Source organism: Halothece sp. PCC 7418 (genome assembly GCF_000317635.1).
In the GTDB taxonomy this organism is placed as follows: Bacteria; Cyanobacteriota; Cyanobacteriia; order Cyanobacteriales; family Rubidibacteraceae; genus Halothece.
The window spans coordinates 1207402-1223343 of the sequence record NC_019779.1; the positions used below are offsets into that span (position 1 = coordinate 1207402).

Genomic DNA, 15942 nt, shown 5'->3' on the forward strand with positions numbered 1-15942 from the left:
TAGAGAGGTTCCATGGAACGTCTGTACATTGGTCACTGATGACTGTTCATTGTTTAATGGAATCAAGAACAAAACAAACACAACCCACTGTAAATAAAATACATCCTAATAGATAGACAAAAGAACGCCAAGTGAGTTGATCTAAGTTTAAAAGAAACGCATCAAGGGTAAACAAACCGCTTCCGAATAAAAAGAGCCAACTTCCCCACCAATAGTAGTTCATATCAGTAAGGAAACTAACTGGCAACAGACAAAGATTGTTTGGACAAAATTTGTTGATAATAATCCCGCAATTGTTGGGTTGCTGCTGACCATCCCCAACACTCCGCTTCCTGACGGGCTTTTTCTCGTAATAATTCTCGTTCAGATTGCGTCTCTAACAGTCGTTTGGTGGCTGTGACTGCGCCTTCTGGATCATGAGGATCAAATAAATAACCGTTGACCCCATCAGTAACAATATCTGGAATCCCGCCCGATCGCGCTGCAACAACAGGACATCCTGCAGCCATGGCTTCTAATAAGACTAAACCTAAAGTTTCAGTGCGAGAAGGAAAAATAAAGGCATCTGCGGAAGCATAAGCAGCCCCAAGGGTCTCTCCTTCTAAATAGCCTACAAAATGGGTGGGTGTATCAGCAAAATGCTTTTCTAAAGTCTCCCGATAAGGGCCATCGCCAACAATCGCTAACCTTGCTTGAGGAATCGCCTCTAAAATGGGCTTAATCTCATCAATTTGTTTTTCTGCTGAGACCCGTCCCACATACAGCAATAATGGCTCATCGGGATGTCCTTGGGAAAGATAGTCTCGCATTTCCTGAGACTTTAACTGGGGACGAAATAACTCAGTATCAACGCCTCTTTGCCACAAGGCGACGCGCTCAATGCCATGTTGACTTAATTCCTCCATCATGGCGGTAGAAGTGCATAAATTCAATTCTGCTTGATTATGGGCTGCTTTTAATAACTCCCATAACACCCCTTCTAGTGCGCCCATGCCATAGTGCTGTAGATATTGGGGAAGATGGGTATGGTAAGACGCAATTAAAGGTAATGACATCATTTTGGCATAATACAATCCCGCCAAGCCCAAGACAGCAGGATTGACAAGATGAACCAGATCGGGTTGAAACTCTTCCAAGGCTTCACCAATAGCGGGACGAGGTAACGCCAATTTTAACTCAGGATATAACGGTAATGGCATTCCGGAAACCCCATAGACTCTAGCCCCTTTGTGTTCTGTGATTCCCCCATCTGGGGCAACCACTAACACTTGATCACCTCCCTGTTGTAGGTAATTAACCGTGTGACGTAAACGGGTGACAATGCCATCAACTTTCGGTAAAAAGGTTTCGGTAAACAGGGCAATACGCATAACTTCTACAGCCAGTACACAATGAATCAGAGTTTTTTGTCTTCCCTGATTTTAGGATGTCATTGACCGATTCAACCAAAAAAATCATGATCTAGTGCTATGCGCTGGGGAAAGGGACAAGTCACACCAGATCCCCCAACCCCCGCGAGTTCGGGTGGCGAAGGGGGATCGTTGTGTAGCACGAGTTGATCGAAATGGCGTTAATTCCCGATGGACTAGAATAATCCAGTCAGAGAGCCACCCGTTTGTTAAACGGGTGGATGATGCGGTCTTCTCAGGACATTAGATAATGAGTTAAGACGATTTTTGTTGCTTTTGACGTTGTTTTTGTAAACGTCTTTGTTGAGCAGCAATTACACCTTTGCTAACTGGAAAACCAGCAACGGGAATGACTTGGAACTCCCGTTCCGCTTCTAGCTTTTTCAGTTCAGTGTAGTCAACCCAGTGGATACAGTTAACGGGACAAGTATCAATGGCTTCTTGAATCACCTCTTCTGTATCCCCATCTTGGCGACTGACACGCGCCCGCCCATATTCTGGTTCCATATAGAAGGTATTTTGTGCAGTATGAGCGCAATGTTTACAACCAATGCAGGTTAACTCATCCACATAGACTCCCTTCTCTCGAAAAAATCCCCCTAACTCGGGTTCATAACCAGAACGGTTGGGATTATGGCGTAGAATACCGCCCAATTCAGGTTCTAAGCCTGAACGGTTGGGATTTTCTAAGTCAGACATTACGCACTCCAGCGTTGAACAACAAGACGAATCGAACCATCTTCATTTTTTTGTTCTTGGGCAACTTGGAATCCTTCCTCGGCTGTTGCATTCATAACGGTGTGGTACGCATACCGTTGGCTCACTTGGTTGATAAAGCCATTCACGGTTAACGGTTGTTGCCAGTATTGTAAATCAGCAACGAGTTCGTATTCGCTACCATTCCACCGAAAGCCGACATCGTATTGATTGTCCTGTTCAATAACAACTTCTGCGCTATGGGTTTGCCCTTGATAACCGCGAACGGTTGCAGGACCTTCTTTCCAGTCAATCTCTAAGTCGCTGAGAGCAGCTTTTAAGGAAGACAGATTCCGAATTTGGGTTTTAATTTGGCTAAAGTGTGACATTTGATCTCAATACTCCGCACAGGTTTACTTAAATTTAACAAAACAAACGTTTCTATAAAAAAATTTACCAAGAGGTTGTCGTGGTTTGCGTGGTTGTTGTGGTAGAGTCAACGGTGTTTTGGGCAAAATATTCTGAGGTTTGCTCTTGCGAAACCACGTTGCCGAGTTGTGCTTCGATCGCTGCTGTTACTTCCATACAAGAGTTACCAACAATGCCAGTAACTTTTTCCTCAACTCGCCCGTCAGGACGAATAATGAATTCTAGGGTTTCCATGCTCATAAGATCTTGATGGTCGGTTATAGATGAAGAAAAAACTGAGGGCAAGATAAAGTTTGATTACACTCAATGATTATCATTGATTTTTGATAATTATTAATGGTTTAATGAGAATTTGCCCCAATACTTTGTAAGTTTGGCTTAAGTTTCTTGAAGCGTCAAGTCTAGCGAAAGCCGAACCTAAGATGGATGGTCTTGTCGGTTCAGGAAATGGGGGCAATTGCTGAGAGTTGAACTTAGTAATTTGTAATAAAACTTAAAAAACGCTTCACAATCAATTTGGCATGAATAGCACGGAACAAACGCAATCAATCAATGTCGGGATTCTTGGCTTTGGTGGCTTAGGACAAGCAGCAGCCCAACTTTTACAGCCCAAACAGGAAATGCAGTGGGTTGCCGTAGCCGATCAAACGGGATATGCCTATCAAGCCCAAGGCTTAAACTTACAATCTTGTCGGAATAGTTATCGCCATCAAGGGTCAGTGGGACATTTAGAAGAGATAGGAACCTTGTCTCAGACTAGCATTCGCGATTTAATTCAACAGTATCCCGTTGATGGCTATTTCCTCGCCCTTCCCAATTTACCGAATACGTTTATGGCTTCGGTAGTGAGAGAATTTATAAATGTGGGTTGGCAAGGGGTGCTTGTGGATGCCCTAAAGCGCACCAGTGCGATGGAAGAACTCCTCGGGATGAAGCAAGAGTTAGCAGCAGCTGGAATTACTTATTTAACGGGCTGTGGGGCAACCCCTGGTTTACTCACCGCAGCAGCAACAGTTGCAGCGCAAAGCTACGCCGAGATTCATGAGGTCAATATTACCTTTGGGGTGGGGATTGCCAACTGGGAAGCCTATCGGGCAACGATCCGCGAAGATATTGCTCATTTGCCAGGCTATACCGTGGAACAAGCGAAAGCCATGAGTGATGATGAGGTCGCTGCCTTACTAGCGGAAACGGATGGCATTTTGAAATTAGAAAATATGGAACACGCGGATGATTTGATGCTGGAGTTGGCAGGCCTTTGTCCGCGCGATCGCGTTTCTGTGGGTGGTGTCGTCGATACCCGTCACGCCGAAAAACCTATCAGCACTAACGTACAAGTAACTGGACGCACCTTTGAAGGGAAAATTTCGACTCATACGTTTACTTTGGGTAATGAAACCAGTATGGCAGCAAATGTCTGTGGAACTGCCTTTGGGTATCTCAAAGCGGGAACTCAGTTTCACCGTCGGGGATGGTATGGTGTCATGACCGCAACCGAAGTCATGCCACAGTTTGTGAAATAACAATACGGATCCCCTTAACCTGATGATTTTAAGGGGATTCCTGAAGTTGTTTGATCAGTTCACGCGGTTGGAATATTAAGCCCACCGTTTGCCTTTAAATACTCCTTTTGTTCTAGAGTTAATCCTTGAGCATTCCTGAAATCTGCCTTTTCGACTTGACTCTTGGTTAAATCAACCTCTTTGACAACTGTATTTTTGAAGTTAGCTTGGCTCAAATTTGTGTTTGTGAAATTAACTTGATCGAGGGTTGCTCCTTCAAAATTTGTTCCCACTAAAGAAGAATCACTAAAATCCACATCACAGAATTGAGAGTTTTGAAAATTCGCTGCTTCTAATTCAACATCTTGACATTCAATTTGGTTTAACTGCGCTCTTGGTAAGATAGATTGAAATAAACTCGAACCGTAAAAGTTAATTTTAGTTAATATTGCTTCGGTAAAATTGGTTTTCTGCAACTTACTATTAGGGATAATAATTCCGCTCCAATTGGCTTGTTTTAAATTCGCTTCTCGTAAGTTGACTTGGGTCAAGTTGCTCTCTTCAAATTGACTTTTAATGAGAATGGCTTTCTGAAAAATGGCTTGGGTAAAATTAATATTCTTCCCTTGGGCTTCACTTAAATTTGTTTCTGTGAAGTCAGCAGCAGAGATTTCCGTATCATCTAGACAAATACTTTGTAATTGAGCCTTTAAAAATTGGGCTTCCCGAAAATTAGCCCCTTGACAATTGGCTTTAATGAGATTGGATTTACTAAAATTAGCAGACGCAAAAATACCATGACTGAGGTTGGCTCGAATTAAAATAGCTCGGCTAAAATCTGTTGCTTGACAATCAGTATGGGATAAATTGGCAGTTTTTAAGTAAGCACTAAAAAATTGTCCACCACTAAGGCGTATTCCTTCAAGATTAATATGACTGAGTTCAGCATAAGCAAGAGAGGCTCTGGCTTCAACTTTACGAAAAACATCGGTGGGCGTGAGAAGAGTCATTTGAATTTCTAGAATCAATGATAGAATGGATGATTTTGCAGAGAATATGCCTTTTAAACAAAAGTCAAAAGAAACATCTCGTGATCTGTCGATCAGGTACTTTTTAAGAAAACAATTTTACTGTAATCCCCAAGAATCTTATCTTCTAAAGGGCACAAAGTACACGCTTGCTGCTAGAATGCAGCCAACCTCAAAGATTGCGATCAGTTTAGGATTAGGAAGATTAATTAATTATGAATGCTTCAGATAAAATTTCTGTTGGTATTGTTGGGGCATCTGGGTATGGGGGGGTGCAATTGGTTCGCCTACTCCTAGAACACCCCAAAGTTGAAATTACTTATTTAGGTGGCAATCAAAGTGCAGGCAAAGATTTTGCAGAGCTTTATCCTTACCTAGGTCATCGCTTTCACTATACCATCGAACCGATTGAGGTGGAGACGATCGCGCAAAAGTGTCAGGTGGTCTTTCTCTCTCTCCCCCATGGCTTAGCGTACAATCTCGCCCCACAATTGCTAGCGAAAGGGTGTCAAGTGCTAGATTTATCTGCAGATTATCGGTTTCGCGATCTCAAGACTTACAGCAACGCTTACAATGTAGAGCGAGACGATGAAGAAACGGTTGCAGCAGCCGTTTATGGCTTACCGGAACTGTATCGAGAACAGATTGCAAGCGCTTCTCTGATTGGCTGTCCTGGATGCTATCCCACTGCTAGTTTACTCGCGATCGCGCCCGCCCTGAAACAAGGTTTAATTCTCCCCGATAGTGTGATTATTGATGCGAAATCAGGTACATCTGGCGGTGGACGCAAAACTAAAGTAAATTTACTCCTTGCAGAAGCAGACAACGCCCTCTCCCCTTACAGTGTTGCTGGGCATCGTCATACACCCGAAATCGAAGAAGTTTGTAGTGACTTGGCTGGGGGAGAAATGCGGGTTCAATTTACCCCCCATTTAATTCCGATGGTACGGGGAATGTTAACCACTGTATATGCAACTTTGCGCGATCCTGGACTAGTCCGTGATGATTTACTCACCATTTATAACGCCTTCTATCGCTCTTGTGAGTTTGTGAAAATTCTTCCCAATGGGGTTTATCCACAAACGAAATGGGCCTCAGGGACAAATCTTTGTTATATCGGGATTGAAGTTGATCCACGAACTGATCGTGTAATTATTATGTCTGCCATTGATAACCTAATGAAAGGGCAAGCAGCACAAGGAGTTCAGTGCCTGAATTTAATGTTCGGTTGGGAAGAAACCCTTGGTTTACCGCAGCTTGCATTTTATCCCTAATCAGCACTTCTCCTTCTAGGGAGAGGCTTCGGGCTTCTCCCTTTTAATGAATTTGCATTTAACTAATGCCCTATCCTGACCATTACAAAACTCTAGGCTTAACCTCGGATGCCAGCCAAGAAGAGATTAAACAAGCCTATCGTCGCCAACCCCATTAATCTTGATCCTATTCCCAAAGTCGTCGCCGAGGAGATCCATTCAGCCGTTGATGGGTATCCTTTAACAAGCGCGGGATATCTAAATTTTCTGGACAACGGGGAAGACAGTCTCCACATTCAGTGCAACGGTTTCCTTTATTTCCTGGAAACCAATGACCCGCATTTTCAAACATCCCATAGCGATATTGTCCAAAATTTGTCAGATCATAGGCAACGGCTAGATTTCGCAAACGTAGAACTTCGGGAATATTAATCTCTTCTGGACAGGGTAAACATTGATAACATTGGCGACATTGATCTGTCCCAAGAGCGGTTTCTAACTGGGTTTCGAGGCGTTCTAAAGCGTTTTTTTCTTCTAAGGTGAGGGGGAACGTCTCATCAGCAACATCCAAGCCTGGGCGCAATTCTGAGGGGTCTGCTGCCCCTAAACTTAAGGTGGTGATTCTCGGATCGCTGAGGAGAAAGCGATAGTTCAAAACTTGCGGGGAAAAGGGAGCACACAATGCTTTTAGTTTCTCTGGAGGGGCGTAGAGTTGTCCGCCTTTATCGGTGGGGGAAATAATAAAAACCCCCAGATCTCGCTCAGCAGCAGCAGCCACAGCAGGTTCATTCCGTTGCCAAAAATAGTAATAGTGGAGATTAACAAAGGAAAATAAGTCGGTTGCAATGGCTGCGAGAATAATTTCTAGCGGGGCATGAGTCGAGAAGCCAATATGTTTAATTTGTCCTTGCTGTTGGGCTTGTTGAAGCGGTTTTAAGCAACTGTTTTCTCCAGTGACCCAACTTAAATGTTCCCATGTATTTAGTCCGTGAATGGCAACGGCATCAAGATAATCCACTTGTAACCGTTCTAAACTGGCTTTGAGAGCAGTTTCCATTGTCTCTGGGTCAGGGGTGGGGGAGAGTTTTGTGGTGAGGTGAAAGTTGCTTCTGGGTTGCTGGAACTTCTGCAAGACTGCGCCAATATATTCTTCACTCTTGCCATAAGCGCTGGCGGTTTCAATATGATTAATCCCGTTTTGCCGTGCTTGCAGGAGAGTTTGTTGAAACGCAGCGGGATTCCCTAAACCCCGCATTGTTCCCAGCGAGAAAACCGATAGAGAAAGATTCGTTTTTCCAAAGCGCCGGTATTGCATCGTTAACTCGATTCTTCGTTATTTTTAGAGGATTGTCCGCGAATAAAGTCTTCTGGGCTTAAATTGGAGATGAATTCTCGGAAGGCTTGTTTCTCTTCTTCATCTGCATCGCGATCGACAGGAATCGAGGCTTCTGCAATCACTTCTTCCATCACCCAAATGGGACTATTGGTCCGAACCGCGATCGCGATCGCGTCACTGGGGCGACAATCAATTTCTCGGATTTCGTCTCCCTGTTGCAAACACAGCAGCGCGTAAAATGTATTATCTTGCAAGGCGTGAATAATCACCCGCGTCACCATCATTTCCCAAGTATCAAAAATATTGACCATTAAGTCATGGGTGAGGGGACGCGGTGGCGTTTGGTTTTCAATTGCCCCCATAATGGCTTTTGCCTGGTCTTGTCCGATGTAAATGGGCAATGCCCTACGTTCAGAATGATCTTTTAAAAGCGCGATCGGGCTTCGCGTTATAGCATCCAAGGCAATCCCAGCAACTTTCATTTCAATCATCAGCTTAGCCTCTCTTGCACTGCTCTCAGTCTTGAGTTTTCCTTTGGGGTAATGCGGTACAGTGATAAGTGTACCAATCCACCCCCTATTGTACTTTTTTCCCTGTCCTGCTCCTAGCTGATTCAGGGTTCAGTAGGTATTTAATTAGTTACTCAGCCCACGAATTGACTTATGTTTACTGGATTAATTCAAGCTCAAGGTATTATTCAACCTCTCGGGCGCGATCGCTTCCAAATTCGTATTCCTCCCGCACAAGGAGCTTCTCTTCTTGCAGAAATGGCAATGGGGGATAGTGTTGCTGTGGATGGCGTGTGTCTCACGGTAGAAAGTCTTCTTCCTGATGGTTTTGTCGCTACAGCTTCCCCAGAAACCTTAACCCGCACGACTCTTGGCAGTCGCAATGAGGCAAGCACCTACGTTAATATCGAACCCTCCCTTCAGGTGGGCTCAAAACTGGGAGGACATTTTGTCACGGGTCATGTGGACGGTGTCGGACGTTTAATCCGCTCAGTGGCAACAGACCGCGCTTGGGAAATGACCTTTGGTTCTCTCAGTGGTCTATCTGAGGTTTGGGAGCAAAATATTGCTCGTTACTTAATCCCCAAAGGGAGTATCGCCATTAATGGCATTAGTTTAACCATTGCTGAGTGTGATGCCAGTGGAAGTTGGTTTCAGTGTGCTGTGATTCCAGTAACTTATCACGAAACCAATCTCTCCCATCTCCAAGAAGGAAACTGGGTCAATTTAGAAAGTGATATTTTAGGCAAATATGTGAATAAATTGCTGCATCATCCTTCTCATCACACTTCAGAACATGATATTAGTCTCTCGTTTTTGGCTGAACATGGCTATCTGTGACCTCCTGCCGAGATAATTGTTGAGAATCTCGGGGACGAGGTGCGGGGAAATTCAGCGTTCCTAAAGCCTCCAGATTCGTTAATGACTCTAAACTTTCTTGTTCTGATAAAAATTGTGAGACCTCAGCATAGTTTTCACTAGCAGGAGAGGGGGGACGATAAGCAACGGGGGTCTGGAAGTTAATTTGATTAGCAGTTGGGACTCGCTGTAAGTCTTCTTGCGTAAAGAGTTGAGGGGGTTGCCAATTAAAGAGAGAAGCTAAGACTTTGGGTAAGGAAAAAGGTAGGACTAAAACTGAGTTACTGCGTTGAGAAAAAGGAGCAAGATCCGCTTTCCGTTCGTAGGCTTGCTTAAAGTTACCTTTTTTTAGAAATGGCAATTCTGGAAGAGACATCCACGAGGCGGTTGCAGTGGGAAAAGCTGTGAGCATTTCTGGTAAGAAAGCCAAGAAATTATTACCATCAACTTCATCGCTACTATCAGCAAGATTACTAAAATTGATGGCACTGGGATCGAGGTTTGCTTTTGCCATGAGTAACTGTTTCCCAGCATTGACAGCAATCCAGCGCGATCCTTTGCGAATGCGCCATTCAAAGTGTAAATGGGGACCAGTAGATAAACCTGTGTTACCGACTCGACCAATCACCGTTCCTTGTTCGACCCATTGTCCGGGTTTAACGTGAATTTGGGAAAGGTGAGCATAACGGGATTCGTTTTTGTCGTTATGGCGTAAACCAACGATTAATCCGTAACCACTGCTATAGTCCGCTAAGACCACTCGTCCTGATTTCGTGGCAACCACAGGCGTTCCTTCTGGGGCTGTAAAATCGGTTCCAGTGTGAAAGCGACGATTACCATAAATGGGGTGAATGCGCCAACCATAGTTAGAACTCACGGGCATCGATCGCGCTAGAGGGAACATTAAGGCTGAATCACCGTTATCGGGAAGTTTAAGCTGCGGTAAGTCTTCTGGTGGTGTGTAGGTACTGACGGCTTGGTTTTCTTTTGGAGGAGTCGGCTGCTGAAAGTTTTTCGGTAATTCTGGTAGTGTTTCCACGTCAACTGCAGCTTGTTGAGACTCGCTTGGGTCTTGAGAAATCTTGCAACTGCCACTAACCAGTTTTCCATCTTCAACAACGGTTGTACAGTTTTCTGCGCGATCGCTTACTTCCACGCGAGGGGCGGGTAAACTATTTTCTCCAGTTGGGGGATAACCGTTGAAATCCACAAAATCTTGAGTATCTCCGGTTGCAGTTCTTTCGTTTCTTTGCCAAACGGGACCCCCTGAATCTTGTTGTTGTGGCGGATTATTCTGAGAGTTGGCTGGTCTCGGCTCTAAGTTCACCGTTGGTGCTGAAGGCTGGGAAGATTCAGCGACCTCTGGGGAAGCCGATGGAGAGGGTGAGGGTTGGGGTGGGGAAGAATCTTGTGGCGTGGAGTGAGAAGGGGAATTAACAAGCGGTTGAATCGGCTTTAGTTCGGGTTTGGCTTGCGGTTGAGATGTTTTTGCGGTTTCCTCTGACTCAGGTTCGTTGACTCGTAGCGGAGAAACCGATTCGTAATCGGGAAGGGCTGGTTTTTGGGGAACCGTTTCTGAGGCCTGAATTGGCTCTAAGGGTGAAGCGGGTTGATCTTCATTCAGACTGGGTAACGGTTTGACTGGGGAGGTAGAAGAAGATTGCGCTATTACCGCTCCTCCACTCAATAAGGTGAGGGGCAGTAGATATCCTAAGCCTTGTAGCAATAACAGATGAAATTGTCCCTTAACAGGGGAAAGCGGGGAAGGGGAGAGGAGTTGCTGAGTCATCTTAACGATTTCAGGCGCGATCGCGCTGCTGATTCTACGAATAGCCTATGCTCATTTTACCAGCGCGATCGAGAAAAGTTTATGAACAGAATCAACACGCCTGAGCATTATTCACGACTCTTGCCCGTTGAAATAAATACCCCGTCCCTCGTTCGGTAATAATTAATTCTGGATTTTTCGGATCTGCTTCGATTTTGCCTCGCAACCGCGACACATGAACATCCACTACGCGCAAATCGCCATGACGCTGCGGTGGATATCCCCAAATCCGCTTCAGGATTTCGGTGCGGGAAATGGACTCCCCAGAATGGGTAGCAAGCAACTCTAACAAATTATACTCGCGACCGGTTAAACGGACTAACTCATTCCCCATATAAACTCGTCGTTTATTGGTGTCGATTTGTAATTTTCCCACTTGCATCACCCCAGAAGCGGGAATCATCGCCTCGCTGTTTTTCTTCAGCCGTCTTAACACTGTATGAATTCTTGCTTCTAATTCTTTGGGTGAGAAGGGCTTCACTAAATAGTCATCGGCCCCAATTTGTAACCCAGTAATTCGATCGGCAACATCACCTAAAGCGGTCAGCATAATAATGGGAACATTCGACTCTTTTCTTAACTCTTTGCAGGTGAAGTAACCATCACCATTGGGCATCATGACATCTAAAACCACCAAGTCAGGCTGTTCCGCAGCAAATACCTTTAAAGCCTGTTCTCCATCAGCAGCAATCACAACTTCATAGCCCACCATTGACAATCGGGTTTGTAAAATGCGACGAACGGCTGCTTCATCATCGACCACAAGAATTTTTTCTGTATGGTTTTCCACGCTTAATACTCCTTGCGAAATTGCTTAAAATTCGACTTCAATGTATTTATTTTGATCAAGATTTTTAGGACAACTTTCTTATCATTTGCTGATTAATCAAGGGAACTTTTCAGACACTCAATTCAGCTTTTTTGAGGAGAAAACTGACTTTCAAACTCCATCACATCCTCCCCATACACATTTTTAATGCTCTGTCAATGTTATTTCAGTAAAGAATTATTAAAAGTTATCACAATGATAACATAAGTTTTCAAGATTGTCGGGATCGAGTCAAGAAAAATGATTTCTACCATAAGAAAAATCTTTTGAAAAGTGTTTTGTAAACTTTATTTATTATTAAATGAGCATTTACTTCAATTTTAGTTGAGTTTCAATTCATTCAGGAGATTTCATCAATAATGATTCATGAATGACTGCTATGATGTGAATCTATAACTTAGCCCCGATCGCGCAATGAGGGACTAATGCCGAATCCATTCCTTGGCGTAAGAATTCCACCAGAAATCGAACAGGCAATTGTCGAGCGGATGCAACACACAGGACAAAGCAAGTCCGATATCGTGGTTGCTGCCCTCAAAACCTACTTGGAACTTCCTTCCTGTCATCAGCGACTGACTGAAGTTGAGGAACGTCTGGCTGAAGTAGAATCAGCACTGAAAACGCATCAAACAGACAACTCAACTCCCGACAGTGAATAATCAGCCTTTACTTGGATTTATGAATATTGACAAACCCCTCAACGTTACCTCTCATGACTGTGTAGCGAAAGTGAGACGCTGGGCAAAAATGAAGCGAGTGGGACACGGTGGCACATTAGACCCTGCAGCTACAGGCGTTTTACCCCTCGCTCTAGGAAAAGCCACTCGTTTATTACAATTTCTCCCGAATACAAAAGCCTACACCGCAACCATACGCTTTGGTTGTCGGACGACCAGCGATGACTTAGAAGGAGAGATTTTAGAAGAAAACCCAGCCCCTAACTTAACATTAGAAGCAATTAAGCCTTATCTACCGCAATTTCTGGGGAAAATTAATCAAATTCCTCCCATTTACAGTGCCATTCAAAAAGACGGGAAACGACTGTATGATTTAGCCAGACAGGGGAAAACCGTAGAAGTGCCACCGCGAGAAGTAGAAATTACCGAGATGGAAGTGATGGCTTGGCAAGACGGAGACTTTCCAGAATTGACCCTACACATTGCTTGTAAAAGTGGCACTTATATCCGTTCTCTGGCGCGAGACCTCGGGGATTGTTTAGGCGTTGGCGGTACACTTTCAGGCTTAAGACGGACTGAAAGTAGTGGCTTTTCCTTAGAAAAAAGCCTTTCTCTTTCTGCGTTAGAAATACAACTGCAAAGCGGGACTTTTACCCCACTTCCTGCGGATTATCCCTTGCAGCATCTCGAAAAAATTGATCTAACTTCAGAAACAGCAAAACGCTGGTGTCAAGGACAACGCTTAGTCTTACCAGAAGAAACCAATGCAACGGGTTTTGTTCGTGTTTATGGAGAAAATGGTTTATTTTTAGGGATTGGGGAGAAAGAGCCTCCCCAACAGTTGCAACCGAAAACAGTTATAGCGGTTTAAAGGGTTAAGGATTGTGGATCATTTTCAATCAACTGCGCTAAATCTTGTAAGAAAGCAGCAGCATGAGCGCCATAAATGATGCGGTGGTCGCAGGTGATATTCACGCTCATCTGACGACGCACCCCAAACAGTCCGTCATCAGTGGCGACCACTTGCGGACGAGATGCGCCAATGGCAAGAATTCCGCCTTGTCCAGGCGGTAAAATCGCATCAAAGCGATCGACCCCAAACATTCCTAAGTTGGAAAGGGTAAAGGTACCCGTGCTATATTCTTCGGGTTGTAGTTGTTTACTGCGCGATCGTTTAACTAAATCTTTCCAGTTGCGAGAGAGGGTATAAATATCTTGTTCCGCAGCATTGCGTAAGACAGGGGTAATCAAACCACCATCTTCCATCGCGACTGCAACCGCAATATTAATCGCCGAGTTATATTGTGTTCCTTGATCCGTATAACTAGCATTGACTAAAGGATGTTTCTGGAGAGTGCTCGCCACCGCTTTCGCCAAGAGAGCAGTCATTGTTACCCCTTTCGACTTGATTTGTTGATAGAGTTTATCGAGTTCATCGGTGGTGATGGTGTAACCAACATGGAACGTAGGAACTTGTACCGTTGCCGTCATGTTACGAACAACAGAACTTTGTAAGGTAGTAAAGGGAACCACTTCTCCTTTCCCAGCAGGTGCAGGTTGTGGTGTGGGTTGCGGGGCAGGCTGAGGCGTGGGTTGAGGGGCAGCTTGAGGAGTCGGTGTCGCGGGTGCTTGACCCGTTGCTGCTTCCACATCTGCTGCTACGATTCGACCGTGGGGGCCACTCCCTTGTAACGTTGCTAAATCAATGTTGTGTTCTTGGGCTAACTTACGGGCGCGAGGAGAAGCAATCACCCGACCATTTTCTTTTTTCGCAGCAGGGGCAGGTTGTACCGCTGGTGCTGCGGGTTCAGGTTTTGAAGGAGCAGGTGCAGCAGGTTCAGGGGTTTTGGTTTCTGCTGGAGTGCTGGCGGTTTGTTTGCTTTGGGCTTGTTGTTTTGCCGTTTCGATTTCTGCTTCAGTTTCAGCGAGTAAACCAATTGCTGAACCAACAGGGGCTTGTTCTCCTTCTTGGACGAGAATGGTTGCTAAGTACCCATCATGGAACGACTCCACATCCATATCAGCTTTGTCTGATTCCACTACGAGGACGGTTTCCCCTTTCTCCACCTTATCACCAGGGGATTTTGCCCAAGAAACAATTTTTCCTTCGGTCATGGTTGAACTGAGGGCAGGCATGAAAATGTCGCGGATCATAGAGTCGTTCCCTTAAGCGTAGATAATTAACGGTCAATAATTAACAATTACCAACTATACCAATGATCAGGCTCGGATGGCACAAGGATATAGCACGACTTGAAAAGGGAAAGGGTACTTTGCAGAAAACGCATCAAATTTATTCTTTCTGAAAGGTTTTGTATCAAATATTACTTCGATAGCCGTATTAGTCTTATATGATTCGAGTCAGTTGCTGATTGAGTGAAAGCTCAAGTAAAGCCTTGAAGCAAGCCATAAAAAGATTATTTTAACTATATGGTAGAACCACTTTCTTCTGTTTTAGACGCAACCACCTCAGTGGTCAAGGCGCTGAAAGAAATATCGAAAAAAGAACTATCTGGACAACTCACCATCCGTTTTTTTAATTCTCATTCTACAGGTTGGCGAGTGTATATCGGACGCGGAAAAGTTCATTACGCCAGTAGTTTAGTGGCTAACCAAGAGCGAATTAATTATTTATTGTCTCATTATTTTCCTGATCTCAACCGTCATCCGATGCAAGATCAGGAACAGGAATATGATTATCTTTGTTCCTTTTGGCGGTCTGGAAAAATTTCTCTGCAAGACCTTAGACAAGTCATCTATACCCTAACCCAAGAAGCATTAATTCATTGTTTTGCTTCACCCCCTGTGCAATTGGAATTTGAAGAGAGCGTGGGGCTAGATCCGATTTTGGTTTCGGCTTCCGTGAAGAAGATTGCTTATTCGGTTCGTCCGCAAGTTTTGGGGTGGATGAAGCTACGAGAAGGGATTTCATCTCCTTTGTGGCGCGTGGGAACAGAGCAATTAAATGGATTTTACAACGCGATCGCGCAAAACAGTTTATCTCAACAGAGCAATATTAATTCTTCTCTGGCTCAGTTAAAACCCCTAGCACAAGCTCTAACTGCATTTCCGAATCTTTACGCTCTGGCTCAGGAATTTAAGGTTGATGTTCTCACTCTCGCCCAAGAGTTGCAACCCTACGCCGAACAAAAACAACTGCAAATCAAGCCTTACGAAGAACCAAAAGCACCAAACGGAGAAACACCAGTGGTTGCTTGCATTGATGATAGTCATACAGTGCAACGGAATGTGAAGTTAACCCTAGAAACCGCAGGTTACGAAGTGATTTCCTTAACTGAACCAGGTCGCGCCCTGACAGCCCTTGCTCGCAAGAAACCCGTTCTAATTTTAATGGATATTACCATGCCCGATATGAATGGCTATGATCTCTCCCGAATGTTACGAAAATCCGCATCCTTAGCGGAAGTTCCCATTGTCATGCTAACGGGGCGCGATGGGGTTGTGGATCGATTACGGGCGCGAATGGTGGGAGCCAATGATTACATTACCAAACCTTTCAATCCTCACCAACTGATTCAACTGGTTCAAGCATTAACCCGTCAACCTCAACCTGTGGAGCAATAAAAA

At 44.5% G+C, this 15942-nt stretch carries 18 protein-coding genes; 7 read left to right on the plus strand and 11 right to left on the minus strand.

Annotated features, from left to right (window positions below; genetic code table 11):
• Positions 1 to 46: 46 nt before the first annotated feature.
• From PCC7418_RS20440 to PCC7418_RS05530, 5 genes are all read right to left on the minus strand, one after another.
• Complete coding sequence (locus PCC7418_RS20440; protein WP_015225186.1) at positions 47 to 223, minus strand: hypothetical protein; 177 nt, start codon at positions 221 to 223, stop codon at positions 47 to 49.
• 13 nt (positions 224 to 236) lie between these two features.
• Positions 237 to 1370, minus strand: a complete 1134-nt coding sequence (locus PCC7418_RS05515; protein WP_015225187.1) for a glycosyltransferase family 1 protein — start codon at positions 1368 to 1370, stop codon at positions 237 to 239.
• Between the two features lie 294 nt (positions 1371 to 1664).
• Positions 1665 to 2108, minus strand: a complete 444-nt coding sequence (locus tag PCC7418_RS05520; protein ID WP_015225188.1) for a ferredoxin — start codon at positions 2106 to 2108, stop codon at positions 1665 to 1667.
• A complete protein-coding gene (locus tag PCC7418_RS05525; protein ID WP_015225189.1) occupies positions 2108 to 2494 on the minus strand; it encodes a DUF1257 domain-containing protein in 387 nt (128 codons plus the stop codon). The genes PCC7418_RS05520 and PCC7418_RS05525 overlap by 1 nt, the downstream gene beginning before the upstream one ends.
• Before the next feature lie 64 nt (positions 2495 to 2558).
• The gene (locus PCC7418_RS05530; protein ID WP_015225190.1) at positions 2559 to 2774 is read right to left on the minus strand and encodes a DUF2997 domain-containing protein; all 216 of its coding nucleotides are present in this window, start codon (positions 2772 to 2774) and stop codon (positions 2559 to 2561) included.
• Between the two features lie 281 nt (positions 2775 to 3055).
• Here PCC7418_RS05530 and PCC7418_RS05535 point away from each other — a divergent pair, with 281 nt between their 5' ends.
• Positions 3056 to 4057, plus strand: a complete 1002-nt coding sequence (locus PCC7418_RS05535) for a hypothetical protein (protein WP_015225191.1) — start codon at positions 3056 to 3058, stop codon at positions 4055 to 4057.
• Between the two features lie 59 nt (positions 4058 to 4116).
• Here PCC7418_RS05535 and PCC7418_RS05540 read toward each other — a convergent pair whose 3' ends face one another.
• On the minus strand, positions 4117 to 5046 hold the full coding sequence (locus PCC7418_RS05540) for a pentapeptide repeat-containing protein (RefSeq protein ID WP_015225192.1): 930 nt from the start codon (positions 5044 to 5046) through the stop codon (positions 4117 to 4119).
• Positions 5047 to 5279: 233 nt separating this feature from the next.
• On the opposite strand from PCC7418_RS05540, the gene argC reads away from it, so the two are divergent.
• Entirely contained in the window at positions 5280 to 6338 is a 1059-nt protein-coding gene (argC, locus tag PCC7418_RS05550; protein WP_015225193.1) for an N-acetyl-gamma-glutamyl-phosphate reductase, read from the plus strand.
• A 65-nt stretch (positions 6339 to 6403) separates the two neighbouring features.
• Positions 6404 to 6496 carry a DnaJ domain-containing protein gene (locus tag PCC7418_RS20155; protein ID WP_015225194.1) on the plus strand — a complete coding sequence of 31 codons (93 nt, stop codon included), beginning with the start codon at positions 6404 to 6406 and terminating at the stop codon, positions 6494 to 6496.
• Positions 6497 to 6504: 8 nt separating this feature from the next.
• Here the strand turns inward: PCC7418_RS20155 and PCC7418_RS05555 are convergent, their stop codons facing one another.
• Both PCC7418_RS05555 and PCC7418_RS05560 read right to left on the minus strand, forming a co-directional pair.
• Complete coding sequence (locus PCC7418_RS05555) at positions 6505 to 7632, minus strand: aldo/keto reductase (RefSeq protein ID WP_015225195.1); 1128 nt, start codon at positions 7630 to 7632, stop codon at positions 6505 to 6507.
• 2 nt (positions 7633 to 7634) lie between these two features.
• On the minus strand, positions 7635 to 8144 hold the full coding sequence (locus PCC7418_RS05560) for a bifunctional nuclease family protein (protein ID WP_015225196.1): 510 nt from the start codon (positions 8142 to 8144) through the stop codon (positions 7635 to 7637).
• A 171-nt stretch (positions 8145 to 8315) separates the two neighbouring features.
• Here PCC7418_RS05560 and PCC7418_RS05565 point away from each other — a divergent pair, with 171 nt between their 5' ends.
• Positions 8316 to 9002, plus strand: coding sequence for a riboflavin synthase (locus PCC7418_RS05565; RefSeq protein WP_015225197.1), 687 nt, complete (start codon positions 8316 to 8318; stop codon positions 9000 to 9002).
• Here PCC7418_RS05565 and PCC7418_RS20870 read toward each other — a convergent pair.
• Positions 8965 to 10809, minus strand: coding sequence for a M23 family metallopeptidase (locus tag PCC7418_RS20870; protein WP_015225198.1), 1845 nt, complete (start codon positions 10807 to 10809; stop codon positions 8965 to 8967). The genes PCC7418_RS05565 and PCC7418_RS20870 overlap by 38 nt on opposite strands.
• A gap of 91 nt (positions 10810 to 10900) precedes the next feature.
• Positions 10901 to 11638, minus strand: a complete 738-nt coding sequence (gene rpaB / locus PCC7418_RS05575; RefSeq protein WP_015225199.1) for a response regulator transcription factor RpaB — start codon at positions 11636 to 11638, stop codon at positions 10901 to 10903.
• A gap of 464 nt (positions 11639 to 12102) precedes the next feature.
• Between rpaB and PCC7418_RS05580 the strand changes: the two genes are divergently transcribed.
• Together PCC7418_RS05580 and truB are read left to right on the plus strand one after the other, a co-directional pair.
• Positions 12103 to 12336, plus strand: a complete 234-nt coding sequence (locus tag PCC7418_RS05580) for a hypothetical protein (RefSeq protein ID WP_015225200.1) — start codon at positions 12103 to 12105, stop codon at positions 12334 to 12336.
• Between the two features lie 19 nt (positions 12337 to 12355).
• Entirely contained in the window at positions 12356 to 13225 is an 870-nt protein-coding gene (truB, locus tag PCC7418_RS05585; protein WP_015225201.1) for a tRNA pseudouridine(55) synthase TruB, read from the plus strand.
• On the opposite strand, the gene PCC7418_RS05590 is transcribed toward truB, so the two are convergent.
• A complete protein-coding gene (locus PCC7418_RS05590) occupies positions 13222 to 14508 on the minus strand; it encodes a dihydrolipoamide acetyltransferase family protein (protein ID WP_015225202.1) in 1287 nt (428 codons plus the stop codon). The two genes, truB and PCC7418_RS05590, sit on opposite strands and share 4 nt — an antisense overlap.
• A gap of 276 nt (positions 14509 to 14784) precedes the next feature.
• Here PCC7418_RS05590 and PCC7418_RS05595 point away from each other — a divergent pair, with 276 nt between their 5' ends.
• A complete protein-coding gene (locus tag PCC7418_RS05595) occupies positions 14785 to 15939 on the plus strand; it encodes a response regulator (protein WP_015225203.1) in 1155 nt (384 codons plus the stop codon).
• Positions 15940 to 15942: the final 3 nt, after the last annotated feature.